At 69.0% G+C, this 19679-nt stretch carries 14 protein-coding genes and 1 pseudogene; 8 read left to right on the forward strand and 7 right to left on the reverse strand.

Going from position 1 to position 19679, the window contains the following annotated elements; all coding sequences use genetic code 11:
- Positions 1-69 precede the first annotated feature (69 nt).
- Complete coding sequence (locus AB4850_RS02340) at positions 70-1542, reverse strand: TolC family protein (RefSeq protein WP_414441012.1); 1473 nt, start codon at positions 1540-1542, stop codon at positions 70-72.
- A gap of 233 nt (positions 1543-1775) precedes the next feature.
- Between AB4850_RS02340 and AB4850_RS02345 the strand changes: the two genes are divergently transcribed.
- The 6 genes from AB4850_RS02345 (at position 1776) to AB4850_RS02370 (ending at position 9026) form a co-directional block, all read left to right on the forward strand.
- Complete coding sequence (locus AB4850_RS02345) at positions 1776-2438, forward strand: response regulator (RefSeq protein WP_414441013.1); 663 nt, start codon at positions 1776-1778, stop codon at positions 2436-2438.
- Entirely contained in the window at positions 2435-3829 is a 1395-nt protein-coding gene (locus AB4850_RS02350) for an ATP-binding protein (protein WP_414441014.1), read from the forward strand. Before AB4850_RS02345 ends, AB4850_RS02350 begins: the two co-directional genes overlap by 4 nt.
- 213 nt (positions 3830-4042) lie before the next feature.
- On the forward strand, positions 4043-4552 hold the full coding sequence (locus tag AB4850_RS02355) for a sigma-70 family RNA polymerase sigma factor (protein WP_414441015.1): 510 nt from the start codon (positions 4043-4045) through the stop codon (positions 4550-4552).
- A 4-nt stretch (positions 4553-4556) separates the two neighbouring features.
- Positions 4557-5546 (forward strand): FecR domain-containing protein, encoded by a 990-nt coding sequence (locus tag AB4850_RS02360; RefSeq protein WP_414441016.1) that lies wholly within the window; start codon positions 4557-4559, stop codon positions 5544-5546.
- 158 nt (positions 5547-5704) lie between these two features.
- Positions 5705-8251, forward strand: coding sequence for a TonB-dependent siderophore receptor (locus AB4850_RS02365; RefSeq protein WP_414441017.1), 2547 nt, complete (start codon positions 5705-5707; stop codon positions 8249-8251).
- A 13-nt stretch (positions 8252-8264) separates the two neighbouring features.
- The gene (locus AB4850_RS02370) at positions 8265-9026 is read left to right on the forward strand and encodes a hypothetical protein (RefSeq protein WP_414441018.1); all 762 of its coding nucleotides are present in this window, start codon (positions 8265-8267) and stop codon (positions 9024-9026) included.
- A 114-nt stretch (positions 9027-9140) separates the two neighbouring features.
- Here the strand turns inward: AB4850_RS02370 and AB4850_RS02375 are convergent, their stop codons facing one another.
- Positions 9141-10502: an MFS transporter gene (locus AB4850_RS02375; RefSeq protein WP_414441019.1), complete on the reverse strand. Its 1362-nt coding sequence runs from the start codon at positions 10500-10502 to the stop codon at positions 9141-9143.
- Positions 10503-10792: 290 nt separating this feature from the next.
- Between AB4850_RS02375 and AB4850_RS02380 the strand changes: the two genes are divergently transcribed.
- Positions 10793-12370 carry an aldehyde dehydrogenase (NADP(+)) gene (locus tag AB4850_RS02380; protein WP_414441020.1) on the forward strand — a complete coding sequence of 526 codons (1578 nt, stop codon included), beginning with the start codon at positions 10793-10795 and terminating at the stop codon, positions 12368-12370.
- 92 nt (positions 12371-12462) lie between these two features.
- Here AB4850_RS02380 and AB4850_RS02385 read toward each other — a convergent pair whose 3' ends face one another.
- On the reverse strand, positions 12463-12708 hold the full coding sequence (locus AB4850_RS02385) for a hypothetical protein (protein ID WP_414441021.1): 246 nt from the start codon (positions 12706-12708) through the stop codon (positions 12463-12465).
- Positions 12709-12827: 119 nt separating this feature from the next.
- Here AB4850_RS02385 and trpS point away from each other — a divergent pair, with 119 nt between their 5' ends.
- Positions 12828-13895, forward strand: coding sequence for a tryptophan--tRNA ligase (trpS, locus tag AB4850_RS02390; protein ID WP_414441022.1), 1068 nt, complete (start codon positions 12828-12830; stop codon positions 13893-13895).
- Positions 13896-13952: 57 nt separating this feature from the next.
- On the opposite strand, the gene AB4850_RS02395 is transcribed toward trpS, so the two are convergent.
- The 4 genes and pseudogenes from AB4850_RS02395 to AB4850_RS02410 form a co-directional block, all read right to left on the reverse strand.
- Entirely contained in the window at positions 13953-15107 is a 1155-nt protein-coding gene (locus tag AB4850_RS02395) for a porin (RefSeq protein WP_414441023.1), read from the reverse strand.
- Between the two features lie 225 nt (positions 15108-15332).
- Entirely contained in the window at positions 15333-17015 is a 1683-nt protein-coding gene (locus AB4850_RS02400) for a GMC family oxidoreductase (protein ID WP_414441024.1), read from the reverse strand.
- A gap of 32 nt (positions 17016-17047) precedes the next feature.
- Positions 17048-18264, reverse strand: a pseudogene (locus AB4850_RS02405) (mandelate racemase/muconate lactonizing enzyme family protein).
- Entirely contained in the window at positions 18264-19571 is a 1308-nt protein-coding gene (locus AB4850_RS02410) for an MFS transporter (RefSeq protein ID WP_414441025.1), read from the reverse strand. Before AB4850_RS02410 ends, AB4850_RS02405 begins: the two are co-directional and overlap by 1 nt.
- Positions 19572-19679: the final 108 nt, after the last annotated feature.

Consider the following 19679-nt stretch of genomic DNA (forward strand, 5'->3'; position numbering starts at 1 on the left):
TTGCAAGGGCGAGAGGGCGAGAGGGCGCGCGGCGTGGCCGCGCATCGGTCGGCGCTTAACGGGCAGCATTCAACGGGCGGCTAGCGGCGGCTCGGTATCGGTCGGGGCGTGGATGCTTGGCGATCCTGACGAATCCGCCGGCGTGCCCGGGTCGGGAATCGTCGCGCCGAGCATCGCCTGCAGGCCGATGCGTTGCTCGGCCAGCGCTTCCTGCTGGGTGGCCGCGTCGATGCGCCGGGCCAGCGCGGCGGTGGCGGCGTCGGTCATCTGTTGCAACGTGATGTCGTGCGTGGCGTAGGCGCTGCGCGCGCGTTGCCCGGCGGCGTCGAGCGCGGGCAGCGCCGCTTCGGCACGCACCAGTTGCGCTTCCGACAGCGCCGTGTCGGCGCGCAGGTGCGCGATGTCGGCATAGGCCGCGTTCAGGCGCGTGGCGTATTCGTCGGCAAGGCGCTGGCGGGTGGCCGTCTCGATCGCGATATTGCCGCGATTGCGGTTGAACACCGGCAGCGAGAAGTTGATCTGGAAGCCGCTCGAATAGATCTCCGAGGTATCGCGCGAGCGATTGAAGCCCACCTGCAGGCTCGGGAACTGGTTCAGCACCGCCGCGCGCAGCTTCTGCTCCTGCGCGGCGTAGCCGGCTTCCAGCGCAATCAGGTCGGGGCGGCGCGACGGCAGCGCGGCTACCGCTGCATCGAGCGTCGCGTCGGGCAGCGGCGCGATCGTGTCGCTGCCGGTCAGCGTCAGCGTCACGTCGGGCGCGAGGCCGAGCAGCAGGTTCAGATCGTGATGCGTCTGCGCCTGCGCGTGGCGCATGTCGTTGGCCTGCCTGGTGGCGTCGGCGTAGGCCAGTTGCGCGGCGGTGGCCACGTCGTCGGTGGTGTCGTGGCGCGCGATCGCGCGTTGCGTCTGGTCGAAGCGGCTGCGGGCCAATTCGCGCTGCGCGTCGAGCAGCGGCAGCATCGCCGCCTGGAAGCGCGCCTTCACGAACAGTTGCTTGGCCTGCACCACCACCTGCCATTCCTGCCACAGCAGCGCGAGGTCGGTCTTGCGCGCGGCGGCGTCGGCGGCCTTGCGGTTCGCGCCGCGCGTGACGATCGCCATCACGTCCATCGCCAGGCCATACGAGAACGCGCGGCCCAGCCCGACCTGGCCGGGGTAGTCGCTCGACACGCTGATCTGCGGGTCGGGCAGCAGGCCCGCCGCGAACGCCTGCGCGTGGGCGATGCCGAGATCGTCGCGGGCGAGGCGCAGGTCGGGGTTGTTGGCCACGGCCAGCATCGCCACTTCGTCGATGTCGAAGCCGTCGCTCGGGTCGAAGCGATGCGCGGCGAGCGCGGGCGAGGGCATGGCGGCCGGATCGATGGTGAGGCGGGCGAGGCCGGCGGTGGTCGTGAAGCTGGCTTGCCGCGCGAGCGGCTGCGGCCGGTACGACACGCAACCCGCCGTGAGCAGCAGGCACGCGGCGGCCAGCGCGCCGAGCGTCCGCCTGGCGTGACGGTGCGGTTCGGGGCGGCGCACCGGATGAGGACGGACTCGGGGCAATCTGGGCTCCTTGGGATCGGCGATGACGAGTGGCGGATTGTCGGAGGGCCAGCATTAAGGGAGCCTTAACAATCGGTGCCGGGTCGCGGCGGCGCCACGGGTGCGACAGCGCGCCGCTCGGGCCCTTGGCGCGGGGCCGGCGATGCTAAGGCGGCGCTAAGGATCGGCTGCCTAAGATTCGTGTTTATCGAGCGCCTGACAGGTGGGCGCGACACGTTTACGGAACAGGCACCATGCGCGTATTGCTCGTCGAGGACGATCCGCTGATCGGCAGCGGGCTGGAAGAAGGACTCCGCCACGAAGGCTTCGCGGTGGACTGGGTGCGCGACGGCGATGCGGCCACGCTCGCGCTGCGCACCACGCCGTACGGGCTGCTGCTGCTCGATCTCGGGTTGCCCGGCAAGGACGGCCTGGCGCTGCTGACCTCGCTGCGCCGCCGCGACGATGCGCTGCCCGCCATCGTGATCACCGCGCGCGATGCCGTGACCGACCGCATCGCCGGGCTCGACGCGGGCGCCGACGACTATCTCGTCAAGCCGTTCGTGCTGGAAGAACTGCTGGCGCGCATCCGCGCCGTGAACCGCCGCCACGCGGGCCGCGCGCAGACCACGCTGTCGGCCGGCGCGTTGCGGCTCGATCCGGCGCGTCATCAGGTCTGGCTGTCGGGTGACGAGGTCGCGCTGTCGCCGAAGGAATTCGTGATGCTGCACGAGCTGATGGTCGAGCCGGGCGCGGTGATCTCGCGCGAGCAGTTCGAGGAGCGGCTCTATAGCTGGGGCGAGGAAATCGAGAGCAACGCCGTGCAGGTGCATATCCACAACCTGCGCAAGAAGCTCGGCCATGTCGCGATCCTGACGGTGCGCGGCGTGGGCTACCGGATCGGCGAGGCGGCATGAGCGCGTCGCCCGTGCGCCGGCTCGTCACGTCGCTGCGCGGCCGGCTGCTGATGTGGCTCCTGCCCGCCGCCTGCGTGGTCGGGCTGCTGGCGAGCGCGGGCACCTACTGGGCCGCCGTGCGCGAGCTCGATTTCCTGCTCGACGACCAGTTGCGCAGCGTGTCGCAACAGGTGGAGATCAACCAGCACGGCCTGCCCGCGTTCGCCGGCCACGGCGGCATCGCGGCGCCCGCGCGCAAGCTCAACGACGCCGACGACGTGGTGCTGCAACTCTGGCGCGACGGCCAGCTTGCGTTCACGACCGACCCCGGCATCGTGCTGCCGCCGCCCGGCGCGCCGGGGCTGGCCACGCTCGACGCCAACGGACAAAGTTGGCACACCTACATACGCGAGAGCGGCGGCACGATGATCCGCGTCGCGCAGCCGCGCACCGCGCGCTGGGATGCGCTGGCGCGCATCGCCATCCATCTGCTGTGGCCGGTGCTGTCGCTGCTGCCGCTGCTCGCGATCGCGCTGTGGTTCGGCGTCGGCTACGGGTTGCGGCCATTGAAGATGATCGCGGAAGGCCTGCGCCAGCGTCACGCCACCCATCTCGATCCGCTCGATACCGAAGCCGTGGCCGACGAGGTCAAGCCGCTGGCCGGCGCGATCAACGATCTGCTCGGCCGGCTCGACGAATCGTTCACGCTGCAACGGCATTTCATCGCCGACGCCGCGCACGAACTGCGCACGCCGATCATGGGCTTGTCGATCCAGGCGCAATTGCTCGGCCGTGCGACCAGCGATGCCGAGCGTGCGCGCATCGTCGCGCAGATCCAATCCGGCGCGACGCGGCTCGGCCATCTCGCCGAGCAGTTGCTGACGCTGGCGCGGCTCGAACCGCGTCACGGCCCCGATGCGCAGGCGGCCGCGCATGGCAGCGTGGATCTCGCGGCGCTGGCGCGCTCGGTGGTCGGCGATCGCGCGCGGCTGGCCGATGCGCAGCAGGTGGATCTCGGCGCGGTGGGCGAGGGCGCGCTGCCGGTGCCCGGCAATGCCGACACGCTGCGCGTGCTGCTCAACAACCTGGTGGACAACGCGATCCGCTATGCCGGCGCGGGCGCCAGCGTGGACGTGCGCACGCGCCGCGCCGCCGACGGCGTGGCCGTCATCGAGGTGTGCGACACCGGCCCCGGCATCCCGGCCGCCGAGCGCGCGCGCGTGTTCGAGCGCTTCTATCGCGGCGTGGGCGCGCAGGGCGTGGCCGAATCGGGCAGCGGGCTCGGGCTGTCGATCGTCAAGCGCATCGCCGAGCAGCATCATGCCTCCGTGCGGCTCGGCGACGGCCCGGCCGGGAGCGGGCTGGCCGTGGAGATCCGCTTCGACGGCGCGGCCGAAACCATCGCCGCCTGAGTTCCGCGCGGGCCGCCCGGCCCGCTTCGTTACGCGCTTTCCGTTCGCGAAGGCCGCCGCGCACGTCGTCCGACACCGCCCTTACGCCTGTCTCGTCCTCGCCGCAACATCCCGGCATCGTCAGATTTATTTCGAGATATTTATTGTTGTTGTATATAATAATCATTCTCATTTACCTGATGAAACGCGTTACGCCCAGCCCGGGAACGTCCGATGTCGGCCAACAAACTGCTCCTGCACAGCGAAGTCGATGCGCTTTACAGCGGCCATCACGCATGGCTTCAGCGCTGGCTCGGCCGCAAGCTCGGCTGTGCGCATCGTGCTGCCGATCTCGCGCACGACACGTTCTTGCGCCTGCTCGCGCGCGAGGAACCGATCCGCGCCGAGGAGCCGCGCGCGTTCCTGACCACGGTGGCGCAGCGCGTGCTGTACAACCACTGGCGGCGCGAGCAGCTCGAACAGGCCTACCTGGAAGCGCTCGCTGCCCAGCCCGAGCCGGTCGCGCCGTCGCCCGAGACGCGCGCGCTGCTGCTGGAAACCCTGCTCGAAATCGATCGCCTGCTCGACGGCCTGCCGGTGGCCGCCAAGCGCGCGTTCCTGCTGGCCCAGCTCGACGGCCTGACGCAAGCAGAGATCGCCGCCGAACTGGGCATCTCGCTCGCCACGGTCAAGCGCCATCTGGTGAAGGCCGCCGCGCAGTGCTTCTTCGCGATGACGGTGTGAGCCGATGAGCCTCGACGGACGGCCGGCGATTCCGCCCGACATCGCGCGGCGCGCGGTGGAATGGTGGGTGGACCTGCAAGACGGCGGCGCGCGTGACGCGGCGCTGCAGGCCGGCTTCGAGCGCTGGCGCGCCGAGCATCCGCTGCACGAGGCGGCCTGGCGGCATATCGAAACCATGCAAGGGCGGCTGTCGCGGCTCGCGGCCGGTGTCGATGCGGGGGCGGCGCGCGCGGCTCTGTTGCCAGTGCGCTCGCCGCGCCGGCGCGCCGCGATCAAGGCGTTGACGCTGCTGGTGGCCGCCGGCGGCGCGGCCTGGTCGCTCGATCCGGCCGAGCGCTGGACGCTCTGGAACGCCGACTGGCGCACCGCCGTGGGCGAGCGGCGCAGCGTCACGCTGGCCGACGGCACCACCGTGATCCTCAATACCGACAGCGCGATCGACGTGCGCTTCGACGTCGCCTCGCGCCGCATCGCCCTGTTGCGCGGCGAGATCATGGTGACGAGCGGCCACGAGGCGCGCAGCCCCGCCCGCCCGCTGGTGGTGACCACGGCGCAGGGCGAGCTGACGCCGCTCGGCACGCGCTTCGCGGTGCGCGACGAGGCGGCCGGCGTGCGCCTGAGCGTGTTCGAGGGATCGGTGCGCGCGCAACCGCTCGATGCCGGCGCGGCCTCGCGCGTGATCGCGGCCGGGCAGCGCACGGAGATGGCGCACGACGGCGTGGCCGCGCCGCGCCCGCTCGACGCCTACGCGGGCGCCTGGACCGGCGGCTCGCTGGTTGCCACCCGGATGCGGCTCGCCGATCTGCTGGCCGAACTGGCGCGCTACCGGCACGGCTATCTGCAATGCGACGCCGCGATCGCCGAGCTGCGCGTGTCCGGCACCTATCCGCTCGACGACACCGACCGCGTGCTCGACACGCTCGGCGCGACGCTGCCGATCGAGGTCGACCGGTTCACGCGCTATTGGGTGCGCGTCGTGCCGGCGCGCGGTTGAGGCAAGCCGAAGCCGAAGCCGGTTTTACGGCCACGTTCGCTCCGAGCCGTTTCACCCTCCTCGAAAAATATTTTCGACATCCTGAGCTGTTTTGTCCGTCTCGCGTGACAGGGAAAGGAAAGCACGTTTCTGCCCATCGTTTCCCGATTCATCGACCCATGCACCCGACCCGTACCGCCCGGCCGCCGCGCCCGTTTTTCCTCGTTCCGTCGCGCGGCGCCGCCGTGCGCCTCGCCTTCGCGCCGAGCCGCGTGGCCGGTCGGCTCGCGGCCGTCGTGCTGCTCTCGGCGCTGGTGCCGCCCGCCGCGATGGCGGCCGGTGCCACAACCAGTGCGGCCGATGCCGCCGATGCGCCCGCCACCGCGCCCGCCGGCGAGCGCAGCTACGACATCCCCGCCGGCCCGCTCGAAGGCGCGCTGAACCGCTTCGGCCACGAGGCCGGCATCCTGCTCGCGTTCCCGGCCTCGCAGGTGGCCGGGCTGCAGAGCGCCGGCCTGCATGGCCGCTATGCGGTGCCACAGGCGCTCGGCCAGTTGCTGTCCGGCAGCGGCCTTGCCGCGCAGCGCCAGCCGGGCGGCGGCTACACGCTGGTGCACGGCGCGCAGAGCGGCGCGGCGGCAGCGGCGGCCGGCGACGATTCCGCCATCGCGCTCGCCCCGGTGCAGGTGCGCGACCGTAGCGTCAAGGCCGACAGCTACCGGCCGCAGAAGGAAGCCGGCGTCACGCGTTCGGAAGCGTCGCTGCTCGACACCGCGCAGGCCGTCAACATCGTGTCGGCGCAGGTGCTGCGCGACCAGAAACCGCGCAACCTCGACGACGCGCTCGGCAACATCAGCGGCATCACGCAGGGCAACACGCTGGCCGGCACGCAGGACGCGATCATGAAGCGCGGCTTCGGCGACAACCGCGACGGCTCGATCATGCGCAACGGCATGCCGGTGGTGCAGGGCCGCGCGCTGAACGCCACCGCCGACAGCGTCGAGGTGCTCAAGGGGCCGACCTCGCTGCTGTACGGGATCATGGATCCGGGCGGCGTGATCAACGTGGTCGGCAAGGTGCCGCAACTGACGCGCTCGAACACCGTGTCGGCCACCGGCGAAACCTACGGGCACGGCAAGAACGGCGGCGAGATGATGCTCGACCTGACCGGCCCGATCGGCGACACGCGGCTCGCCTACCGGCTGATCGTCGATCATTCCGACGAGCAGTACTGGCGCAACTTCGGCACCAGCCGCGAGACGCTGGTGGCGCCGTCGCTCGGCTGGTACGGGCGCGATACGCAGGTGGTGGTGTCGTACGAGCACCGCGATTTCCTCTACCCGTTCGACCGCGGCACCGCGCTCGACCCGCGCACCAACGCGCCGCTGGCGATCCCGGCGCGCGAGCGGCTCGACGAGCCCTGGAACAACATGGTCGGCGCGTCGAACCTGTTCCAGATCCAGGCCGACCACCAGTTCAACGCCGACTGGAACGTGCACGTGGGCTACAGCTACAACCGCGAAACCTACGACGCGAACCAGGTGCGCATCACCGCCGTGAACACCGCGAAGGGCACGCTCTCGCGCAGCGACGACGCCACCCACGGCGCGGACAGCACCGACAGCTACGGCATCGCCTACGTCAACGGCAAGGTGCGGCTGGCCGGCATGCGTCACGACCTGCAGTTCGGCATGGACAGCGAATACCGCAGCATCTACCGCGCCGATCTGCTGCGGCAGGCCGTGTCGATCCCGTTCAGCTATCTGAACCCTGTGTACGACCTGATCCCGCCGTCGTCCACCATCTCCGCGCCCGACAGCGACCAGACCGACCGCCTGCACAGCCTCGGCCTGTTCGCGCAGGACACCGTGCACCTGACCGACAAGTGGATCGTGACGGCCGGCGTGCGCTTCATGCGCTACAGCGAGCTGGCCGGCAAGGGCCGCCCGTTCGTCGCCAACACCGATCTGAACGGCACCAAGTGGCTGCCGCGCGTGGGCGTGGTGTACAAGGCCACCAACTGGTTCTCGCTGTACGGCAACTATTCGCAATCGCTGAAGCCCACCTCGTCGATCGCGGCGCTGTCGTCCGGCTTCACGATCAGCGGCGCGACGCCGCCCGAGCAGGCCACCGCGTACGAAGTGGGCGCGAAGCTCGACATGCCGTCCGGCATGACCGGCACGCTCGCGCTGTTCGACATCGAGAAGAAGAACGTGCTCGTCTCGCAGTTCAACGACTTCACCAATCTGACCGACTGGCGTACCTCGGGCCGCGCGCGTTCGCGCGGCATCGAGCTGGACGTGTCGGGCAAGATCGGCAACAACTGGAACGTGATCGCCAGCTACGCCTACATCGACGCCAAGACCACCGAGGACCCGGTGTTCACCGGCAACCGGCTCTGGAACGTCGCGCGCAATACCGGCTCGATCGCGGCCGTGTACGACGTCGGCGCGCTGTTCGGCGGCGACGACCTGCGGCTCGGCGGCTCGGCGCGCTATATCGGTTCGCGCCCCGGCGATTCGGCCAACAGCTTCACGCTGCCGTCCTACGTGCTCGCCGACGCGTTCGCGACCTACGAGACCAAGATCGGCAAGCAGAACCTCAGCGTGCAGTTGAACGTCAAGAACCTGTTCAACCGCACCTACTACCCGTCGAGCGCGAACCGCTTTTTCGTGGCGCTCGGCGACGCACGGCAGGTGCTGCTGACCACCACGCTGCAATTCTGATCGGAGCATGACGATGACGAAGATGAGGAAACCGAAGGAATACGGCGTGGCGCTCGCGGGGCGCAGGCGCTGGCTTGGCGCGGCGGGGGCGTTGGTGGCGGGGTGGGTGTCGAATGCGGCGGTGGCCGCATCGTCCGCATCGCCCGAACCGGCCGGTGGCACGCGTGTGACGATGCTGGTTCAGCTCGATGGACCGAACCTCGCGGTGGATCGGCAGATCGCCGCTCACCTCGGCGCGCGCGGTTACGCGGTGCGGCTGGTCGATCAGGATGCGGCCGTGGCGGCGGCGTCCGATGCCGATCTCGTGCTGATCTCGTCGACGGTATCGGCGAAGGCCGTGCGCCCCGAGTGGCGTTATCTGGCCAAGCCGCTGCTGACCTGGGAGAACGATTTCCTCGACGATCTGGCGATGACCGGCAAGCGCCACGACGCCGATTTCGGCGAAACCGGCAAGGAGCGCTACCTGTGGATCGTCAACGCGCCGCATCCGATCGCGGCCGGGCTGCCGGCCGGCACGACCGACGTCTACCGCAAGCAGGCGCCGATGAGCTGGGGCAAGCCGGGGCTCGGCGCGGCGACCATCGCCACGGTTTACGGGCAGCCGGACAAGGCGGCGCTGTTCGCGTACGAGCGTGGTGCGACGATGGATTACGAATCGCTCGCGCCGGCGCGCCGCGTGATGTGCTTTCTCGACAACGACACGTTTCCGAATTTGTCGGCGGCGGGGATCGCGTTGTTCGATGCGGCGGTGGATTGGGCGGTGGGGCGGCGGTGAGGCTTACGGCCGAATGATTGGCCGGCCGAAATGGCAAACGGACCGCGATGGGCGGTCCGTTTTCGTATGCAGTGCCGGTTTCCCGCTCGGGGTATTCCGGCTGAAGCGACGCCGTTACATCCCCGGCTTACGCAACGTCACCCGCTTGATATCCTTCACGATCACCAGATAACACAGCACCGTCACCAGCGCATTGAGGCCGACAAACACCAGCGCCCCATTGAACGAACCCGTCGCGCTGACCAGATAACCGATCACGATCGGCGTGACGATCCCGGCCGCGTTGCCGAACATGTTGAACAGGCTGCCCGACAGGCCGATCGCTTCCTTCGGCGCGGTGTCGGCCACCACGGCCCAGCCCAGCGAGCCCACGCCCTTGCCGAAGAACGACAGCGCCATCAGCGCGATCACCAGCGCCGCGCTGTCCACATAGTTGCAGCCGATGATGACCATCGACAGCGCCATCCCGCCGATGATCGGGATCTTGCGCGCCCGGGTGAGCGACACGCCGCGCTTGATCATCCAGTCCGACAGCAGCCCGCCCAGCACGCCGCCGAGGAAGCCGCAGATCGCCGGCAGCGAGGCCAGCACGCCGGCCTTCAGGATCGACATGCCGCGCGACTGCACGAGGTAGATCGGAAACCAGGTCAGGAAGAAGTAGGTCAGCACGTTGATGCAGTACTGGCCGATATACACGCCGATCAGCATCCGGTTGCCGAGCAACTGGCGGATGTAGAACCAGCCGGCCAGCCGTTCCGGCGCGCCGTCGGCCGCCACCGGCTTGCCGCGTGTCTCGATCACGCCGCCGCCCTGCTCGATGTGCTCGCGTTCGGCCTGGTTCACGCGCGGGTGGTCCGCCGGGCTGCGCACGGCGCGCATCCAGATCACGGCCAGCACGATGCCGATCAGGCCCAGCCACAGGTAGACGTGATGCCAGCCGTACGCATGGGTGAGCCAGGCCATCAGCGGCGTGAACAGCACGGCGGCGAAATACTGCGCCGCGTTGAAGATGGCCGACGCGGTGCCGCGCTCGCTGGTGGGGAACCAGCTCGCGACCACCTTGGCGTTGGCGGGGAAGGCCGGCGCCTCGGCGATGCCGACGGCGAAGCGCAGCACGAACAGCGCCGCGATCGCGGCGGCGGCGCTGCCGGCCAGGCCGATCATGCTTTGCAGCAGCGTGAACAGCGACCACAGGAAAATGCTGCCCGCATACACGCGGCGCGCGCCGAAACGGTCGAGCAGCCAGCCGCTCGGCAACTGCGCCAGCACGTAGGCCCAACTGAACGACGAGAAGATGTAGCCCATCTGCACCGCGTCGATGCCGAACTCCTTGCGGATCGCCGTGCCGGTGATCGACAGCGTCGCCCGGTCCGCGTAGTTCAGCGTCGTCACGACGAAAATCATCAGCAGAATCCAGTAACGGACGGCAGTCCGTTTGGCCGTGGTGGCCGGATTGGCGGTGCGGGTCGCTTCCATGAGTGTCCTGGCGAGAGCGCGAATCGGGAGTCGTTGCAGAGCGGGTTCCGAGACGATGCCGTTACGTAGGTGTAATGGTACGTCGTCGTACAACTGGGCAGTGTAGTAGGGCGACGTGACCGGAACCACTCGGGTTTTCCCTGGCCCTGTAAAAATCGTCAGCGGCTTTTGTGACAAGGCAATCCGCGTGGCCGGGGTCGAAACGCGGGTAGCGATTCTTCTAGTCAGTCATCGTATCTGTTCGGCTACAATATGCGGCACGAACTTTTTTGGACTGACGGAGCATATCCATGCAATTGACAGGCGAAATGCTGATCGGCGCCGATGCCGTGAAGGGCACGGCAGGCACGGTGCAGGCGTTCAACCCGGCGCTCGGCGAAACCATTGCGGAGCCGGTGTTCGGCTCGGCCAACGAAGCCGACGTCGAGCGCGCCTGCGCGCTGGCGCAGGCGGCGTTCGACCCGTATCGTTCGGCGCCGCTCGACCAGCGCGCGGCGTTCCTCGAGGCGATCGCCGACGAGATCCTCGAACTCGGCGACGCGCTGATCGAACGCGCCCAGGCCGAAACCGGCCTGCCCGCCGCGCGCCTGCAAGGCGAGCGCGGTCGCACGGTCGGCCAGCTTCGCCTGTTCGCACGCGTGGTGCGCGACGGCCTGTTCCTCGGCGCGTCGGTCGATCCGGCGATGCCGGAACGCACCCCGCTGCCGCGCTCGGATTTGCGCCTGCAGAAGATCGGCCTCGGCCCGGTGGTGGTGTTCGGCGCCAGCAACTTCCCGCTGGCGTTCTCGGTGGCGGGCGGCGACACGGCATCGGCGCTGGCCGCCGGCTGCCCGGTGATCGTCAAGGCGCACGAAGCCCACCTCGGCACCTCGGAGCTGGTGGGCCGCGCGATCCAGCGCGCCGTCGCCCGCACCAACATGCCGGCCGGCACGTTCTCGCTGATGATGGGCCCGGGCCGCGTGATCGGCGCCGCGCTCGTCAAGCACCCGGCGATCAAGGCGGTGGGCTTCACCGGCTCGCGCCAGGGCGGCCTTGCGCTCGTGAACCTCGCGAACGCACGTCCGGAACCGATCCCCGTCTACGCCGAAATGGCTAGCATCAACCCGTTCGTGGTGTTCCCGGCGGCGCTCGCGGCGCGCGGCGAGAAGATCGCGCAGGGCTTCGTCGATTCGCTGACGATGGGCGTGGGCCAGTTCTGCACGAACCCGGGCCTGGTGATCGCGATCGACGGCCCGGAACTCGACGCGTTCTCGGCAACGGCCGCAGCCGCGCTCGGCGGCAAGCCGGCCGGCACGATGCTCACGCGCGGCATCGCCGAAGCGTATTCGAACGGCCGCGCCAGGCTGCAGGGCGCCGACGGCGTGCGCCAGCTCGGCACGGGCGGCGCGGGCGAAAACGGCTGCGCGATGACGGGTGCGCTGTTCGACGTGGCGGCCGAAACGTTCCTGCGCGAGCACGCGCTGCGCGACGAAGTGTTCGGCCCGGCCTCGCTGATCGTGCGCTGCCGCGACCTCGCCGAAGTGGCGACGGTGCTGGAAGCGCTCGAAGGCCAGCTCACGGCCACGCTGCAGATCGACGAAGGCGACTACGACGCGGCCCGCACGCTGGTGCCGATCCTCGAACGCAAGGCGGGCCGCCTGCTGGTGAACGGCTTCCCGACCGGCGTGGAAGTGTGCGACGCGATGGTTCACGGCGGCCCGTTCCCGGCCACCTCGAACGCGATGTATACCTCGGTCGGCGCCACCGCGATCGACCGCTTCCTGCGCCCGGTGTGCTACCAGGACTTCCCGGAAGCGCTGCTGCCGGACAGCCTGCGCGAAGCGAACCCGCTCGGCATCGCGCGCCTGCGCAACGGCCGGGGCGAGTAAGGCCTGACCGGCGCGCGTGGCGGCTTCGATGCCGCCGCGCGTGCCCGACGTTTCTTTAACGGCTTCGTTGCGGCGGCTTCGAAGCCGTTTTTTTATGCGCGCGCCGGGGGCTGCCGGAAATCGTTGGCATCCCGAATGATCGACGCGTCGTTGGCGTCGAGGTGAGCCTCGCCGCTGGCCGTGCCGTCAGCCGCGTTGCGCGCCGCTTCCTTGCGCAATCCCGCGCCGCCCGCATGGGCGATCGCCGCGCCATGGCCGATCTGCTGGCACGCTTGCGCGATGATCTTCCTGCCTTGCCTCTCTACGCATCGCTGGCGCCGCTCCTGACGGCGCGGCATCGTCTCACGCGTTACCCCTGACCTTGTCCGCCGCGGCTCGCCGGCCCGGCTTTGCAACTGCATCTGCTCTGCACCGGCCGACCTTGCGCCGCGGCGGCTTTTCCCCGGAGAAAAGCCCGATGTGCCCGACGTCCCTTCCTTCGGCATCCGCCGCGCGCCCCGTCGTGTTGACGGGCGACCGCCCGACCGGCCCGCTGCATCTCGGCCACTACGTCGGCTCGTTGCGCACACGAGTGCGGCTGCAGGACACCCATCAGCAGAACATCCTGATCGCCGACACGCAGGCGATGACCGACAACGCGCACGATCCCGACAAGGTCCGCCGCAACGTGCTCGAAGTGGCGCTCGATTATCTGTCGGTCGGCATCGATCCGGCCAAGACCACGATCTGCCTGCAATCGGCGCTGCCCGCGCTGGCCGAGCTGACGCTGCTGTACATGAACTTCGTCACGGTCGCGCGGCTGGAGCGCAACCCAACGATCAAGGACGAGATCCAGGCGCGCGGCTTCGGGCGCGACATCCCGGCCGGCTTTCTGTGCTACCCGGTGGCGCAGGCGGCCGACATCACCGGCTTTCGCGCGACGGTGGTGCCGGTGGGCGAGGATCAGGCGCCGCTGATCGAGCAGACCAACGAGATCGTGCGGCGGCTGAATCGCCAGACCGGGCGCGCGCTGCTGCCCGAGGTCGAGGCAATGATCCCCACGCTGGGCCGGCTGCCGGGCATCGACGGCCGGGCGAAGATGAGCAAGTCGCTCGGCAACGCGATCGCGTTGGCCGCACCCGAGGACGCGATCCGCGCGGCGGTGCGGCAGATGTACACCGATCCGAACCACTTGCGCGCATCGGACCCGGGCACCGTGGAGGGCAACGTGGTGTTCACGTATCTCGACGCGTTCGACGACGACGTGGCCGAGGTCGAGCGGCTCAAGGCGGCGTATCGCGCGGGCGGGCTCGGCGACATGGTGGTCAAGCGTAGGTTGGAGGAGCGCCTGCAGGCGTTCGTCGCACCGATCCGCGAGCGGCGTGCGCAACTGGCGGCCGATCCGGGTTATGTGGTCGAGGTGCTGATGCAGGGCACCGAGCGCGCGCGCGAGCTCACGCAGGCCACGCTCGACGCGGTGCGCGAGGCGCTCGGCACGTTCTCGATCGAGCGCGTGCGCGAGCAGTATGCGTCGCTGAAGGGATGAGGCATCGGCGCCGCGCCCGCGCCGCCCGGCTCGGGCGTCGCGCGGGCGCGGGCCGGGTCAGAACTTGTGACGCAGCGCGAGCCGCACGGCCACCTGGTTCGACGTCGAGGCGGGGCCGTCGGTGCCGAGCACGAAGCCCGAATCGAGGATCGAGTTCGTGCGGTTGCCCGTCACCTTCGACAGCGCGCCTTGCAGGTAGATGTCGGTGCGCTTCGACAGGTTGTAGTCGGCCATCAGCCCGATCGTGTGGATCTTCGGGCTGACGTTCTGCGCCGACGAATCGTATTTTTCGAGCGACAGCACGTATTCCGCGCCGACGAAGAACGACTGGCTCAGTTGCAGCATGCCGTTCAGTTCGAAGTTCTGGTATTTCAGCGCGTTGAGCGTGGTGCCCGGCGCGACGATCGCGGCCGGCGAGCCCAGATAGATGTTGCCGGTGGGGTTCTTGTAGTTCGTGTTCGAGTACGCGAAGCCCACGGTGGCGATGCCGAACGTGTAGTTCACGCCCACCCCGAAGATGCGCATGCGCTCGGCCAGGAAGCTCGCGTCGTTGCTGGCGATCGCGCCGGCCGCCGTCGCGCCCGGATGGTTCGCCTGCAAATAGGCCGCCGCCACCAGCAGGCCGCCGCGCGTGTATTGCGCGCCGACGCTCCAGGTGCGGTCGTTCGCGAAGCCGGTGTCGTTGCTGAACGCGTACGCGCCGCCGAAGCGCAGGCCGTTGAAGTCGGGGCTGGCGTACTTGACGGCGTTGTCGAGGCGGAACGAGTTGTCGGTGTTGTCGTTGTCGTACGGATGCGAGAACAGGTAGCCGGCCCAGTTGCCGTTGGCCGTGGTCGGCGCGAAGTAGTCGACCACCGAATCGTACTGACGGCCGAGCGTCACCGTGCCGAGGCGCTTGTCCTGCAGGCCCACGTAGGCTTGCCGGCCGAACATGCGGCCGCCTTCCTGCGCCTTGCCCGAGCTGGCGTCGAAGCCGTTTTCGAGCTGGAACACGGCCGACAGCCCGCCGCCCAGATCCTCGTTGCCCCTCAGCCCCCAGCGGCTGCCCTGCGCATAGCCGCTGGCCATTTCGAGCGCGCCGCCCTTGCCGCCGATGTTGTTGGTGTAGTTGAGCCCCTCGTCGATCACGCCGTACAGCGTGACGCTGCTCTGCGCGAATGCCGGGGTGGCGACGGCCGCCATGACGGCGAGTGCCGCGATGCGCTTTTTCATTTGGATCTCCGAATCGTTTTGTCTGTTGTCGTTCGATAAGGGCCGGGAAGCCCGGGCCGGGGTGCGATGCGGGCGCCGGCCATGGAACCGGCGCTCGCGGTCAGGCCGGCGCGCGGCGGGCGAGGCCGCGTGCCGGCAATCGGTCGCCCGCTGCCGTGCGCGCCGCGATCGCGGCGTGCACGGGTGTCTCCTGGGGGCGGGCGGGAAAAACGTTGAAGCGGGGTGTCAGCCGGCCATCGCGGTGGCGCGGGGGCTGGCCGTGCCCGATGCGGCTTGCGCGGCGGGCGCCGCGCGGGCGTCGTCGAGGATCAGGTCCGCGCCTTTCTCGGCGACCATCATGGTCGGGGCGTTGATGTTGCCCGAGGTGATGTTCGGGAACACCGAGGCGTCCACCACGCGCAGCGCGTCGAGGCCGTGCACCTTGAGGCGGGCGTCCACCACGGCGGTGGCCGGGTCCGGGCCCATCGTGCACGAGCCGCACAGGTGGTAGATCGAGCCGGATTGCTCGCGGAAGTACTGAAGGAAATCCTCGTCGCTCTGCACGGCCGGGCCGGGCGAGATCTCCTCGATCGTCATCGCGCGCAGCGACGGCGCCCTCATCAGCTTGCGGATCAGCTTGCTGCCCTGCACGGCTTCGGCCAGGTCCTTCTCGGTATCGAGCGCGTTGATGCGGATCTTCGCGGCATCCTCGGCGCGGCCCGAGGCCAGTTCGATCGAGCCACGGCTGGTGGGGCGGCACGGGTTGAAGGCGATCAGGAACCCTGAATACGGTTCGGGCTTGATGCTGGCGCGGTTGCTCTTCGGAATCCGGTAGGACAGCGGATTGAAATAGAGCTGGAGGTTCGGCTCGCTCTCGCCGCCGTCGCCACGGAAGAAGCCGCCGGCCTGGTTCACGCTCATCGCGAGCGGGCCGCGCTTTTGCAGCAGGTAGCGCAGGCCGATCTTCATCTTGCCGAACAGCGTGCCCATCTCGTCGTTGAGCGTCGGCCGGTTGGCCTTGAAGTAGAAGCTCACGCACAGGTGGTCCTGCAGGTTCCGGCCGACCGCCGGCAGTGCGTGCACCACCGGGATGCCGTGCTTGGCGAGCCTTACCGGGTCGCCCACGCCCGACAGTTGCAGCAGCTTCGGCGTATCCACCGCGCCGGCGCAGAGGATCACCTCGCGGCGCGCCACGGCGTGCTGCTCGCGGCCTTCGTGCGCGTACGCCACGCCGGTCGCGCGCTTGCCGTCGAAGCTGACGCGGCGCGCCAGCGCTTCGCTGACCAAGGTCAGGTTCGGCCGCGACAGCGCCGGATGCAGGTAGGCCACGCCGGCCGAACAGCGCTCGCCGCGCCTGGTGTTCAGTTCGTAGATGCCGGCGCCCTCGAAGTGCGCGCCGTTCATGTCGGCCGTGCTCGGCATGCCCAGTTCGCGGCAGCCGGCCAGGAACTGGTGGACGATCGGGTGCACGTCGTCCGTCATCGGCGTGATGTGGATCTTGCCTTCGCTGCCGTGCCATTGCGGCGCGCTGGCGCCGAGCGGGTGCGTTTCGAGGCGGCGGAAGTAGGGCATCACGCTGTCGTAGGACCAGCCGCTGTCGCCGCTGGCCTTCGCCCAGTCGTCGTAGTCGATGCGCTGGCCGCGCACGTAAACCAGCGCGTTGATCGCGCCCGAGCCGCCCACCACCTTGCCGCGCGGGCAATACAGCTCGCGCCCGCCCAGCGCCGGCTCGGGTTCGCTGTAGTACATGTAGTTGTACTTGCGGTTGTAGTAGGTCTTGGTGAAACCCACCGGCACCTTGAACCAGGGCGAAGCATCGCGCGGGCCGGCCTCGAGCACGAGCACCGTGTGGCGGCCGTCGGCGCTGAGCCGGTCGGCGAGGATCGAACCGGCCGAGCCGGACCCGACGATGATGTAGTCGTATTCCATGTCTTGATTCCTGCTTCTGCGCGCGGCGGGCTTCAGCCCTTGGCCGGCGAGTAATCGTTGACGTCGGCGGGTTGGGCGGCCATCTGCAGATGCAGGCGCTGGCCCGTGTACGGCGTGTGCGCGCGCACCACGTCCATGTTCAGCTCGATGCCGAGGCCCGGCTCGTTCGACGGGATGATGTAGCCGTCTTCCCAGCGGATCGGCGTCTTGACGACCTCCGAGTGGAAGCCGCCCCAGGTCATGATGCTTTCCTGGATCAGGAAATTCGGCGTGCAGGCGGCGAGCTGGATGCTCGCGGCCGCGCCGACCGGGCCGTTGTACAGATGCGGCGCGATCTGCGCGTAATGCACCTCGGCCAGCGTCGCGATCTTCTTCGCTTCGAGCAGGCCGCCCACGCGCCCCACGTTCATTTGCAGGATCGACGCGCCGCCGGCCTGCAGCAGCTTGTGGAATTCGTACTTGGTGGTCAGGCGCTCGCCGGTGGCGATCGGGATCGAGGTGTGACGCGCCACTTCGGCGATCGCCTCTTCCTGGCCCGGCGGCACCGGCTCCTCGAACCACAGCGGATCGTATTTCTCCAGCCGCTGCGCGAGCCGGATCGCCGACGACGGCACCATCTGGCCGTGCGTGCCGAACAGCAGGTCGGCCTTGCTGCCCACCGCCTCGCGAATCTTCCGGCAGAACGTCTCGCAGCGATCAAGCACCGCCAGCGAGAGCTGGTGGCCCGAATACGCCGTGTACGGGCCGGCCGGATCGAACTTGACGGCCGTGAAGCCGCGCTTGACGTTCTCGGCCGCGCATTCGGCGGCGAGATCGGGGTCGTCGTAGTCGTACTCGCCCTGCGCGTTCTTCGGATACAGATAGGTGTACGAACGCAGCCGTTCGTGGATCTTGCCGCCGAGCAGTTCATACACGGGTTTGCCGGCGGCCTTGCCGATGATGTCCCAGCACGCCATCTCCAGGCCGCTCGCGATCCCCATCATGGTCAGGTCGGGGCGCTGCGTGAAGCCGCTCGAATAGCAGGCGCGGAAGAAGCGCTCCACATGGTGCGGATCGTGGTCGAGCAGATGGCGCTCGAAGACGTCGCGGATCGCGGGGATCATCACGTCGGGATGGAAGGTGGCCGCGTAGATCTCGCCGACGCCTTCGATGCCGTCGTCGGTCTTGAGCTTGACGAACAGCCAGTACATGCCGCCGACGTGCGGCGGGGGACCGCCACGCTGAACGTTTCGAGTGAGACGATTTTCATCAGGATTCCTTCTGAGCAGAGAGACGGCGCTTGAGCATCACCGCCGCGCCCGCACCCACGAGGGCCACGGCGGCGATATAGCCGAAGTAGAGCTGATAGCCGGTGGCGCCCGGGAAGTTCTGGGTCGCATAACCGTTGATGAGCGGGACGAACACGTCCGGCGAGTAGCCGAGCACCGAGATCAGGCCGATCGCGAGGCCCGAGCAGTGGGCCGGCACGCGGCAGTCGTCGAGCAGCGACCAGTACAGGCCGCGCACCGCGTAAGTCAGGATGCCGATGAACAGCACCAGCACCACGAGCAGCAACTGCGGCGTGGCAGCCGGCACCACCGCGAGGCCGACCAGCGACAGCGCGGCCAGCACCAGCGCGCCGGCCAGCACCGAGACGCGCGACAGGCGGTCGCCGAGGTAGCCGCCGCCGATGCCGCCCACCGGGCGCATCCACAGCTTGAGCGTGGTGATGAAGCCGGCCGCCGTGGTGCTCAGGCCGAAGCCGCCTTCATGCAGGTAGGCCGAGAAGCTGTAGGTGGCCCAGAACACCTGATAGCCGCAGAACACGATCGCCGCCACCAGCCACAGCGACGGGTTCGAGGCCAGCGTGCGCAGGTCGGCCAGCAGCGCGCCCGGGCGGGCCGTGGCGCCGCCGGATGCCTGCGTCGAGCGCGGATCGCGCACGAAGCCGATCGCCACGCCCAGCACGATGCAGATCACCGCATACATGTGCACGACCAGCTTGAAGCCGCTCGCGTCGGTGCCGTCGTGATGGCGCGTGACGTACGCGAAGATCGAGATCGCGATGGTGGCGAGCAGCGCCTCCACCAGCCCGCGGCCGCCGTCGAGCAGGCCGAAGAAGCGGCCTTGCTCGCTGGCGCCCGCGATCATGTTGACGCGCTTGATCACCGCCGCCCAGAACGTCAGGCCGGTGGTGATGCCCCAGCCGCCGAACACCATCATCAGCGTCGTGAAGGCCGGCGCGGTGGCGTAGACGAAGCCCAGCGCGCCGGTGCCGATCAACGAGAAGCAGATCAGGTAGCGCGGCGAGATGCGGTCGGCCAGCCAGCCGCTCGGCAGGTAGCTGATCAGGAACAGCGTGCCGAGCGAGGAATAGAGCAGGCCGAGCTGCACGTCGTCGATATGGAAGAACGTGAGCATCGTCGGCTGATACACCTGCCGCAGGTACAGCATCGGGTAGATCGCGCCGGCGGCCGCCACCAGCAGCAGCAACTGGGTATAGCGTTGCGCGCGGCTCGCGCTCTCGGACGGGGCCGCGGCAAGCGCCGCGGCGGAAGTGGGGGTGTGCGCCGACATGGTCAGTTCTCCTGAGAAGACGGCGGCCGGCTGTGGCGGCTGTCTCCGAATATTGTTGTGTTGTCGAGGTTGTAGTGGGGCGGCGCGCGTGTCAGGCGCGCGCCGCCC

It is taken from the genome of Burkholderia sp. 22PA0106 (genome assembly GCF_047497155.1).
In the GTDB taxonomy this organism is placed as follows: Bacteria; Pseudomonadota; Gammaproteobacteria; order Burkholderiales; family Burkholderiaceae; genus Burkholderia.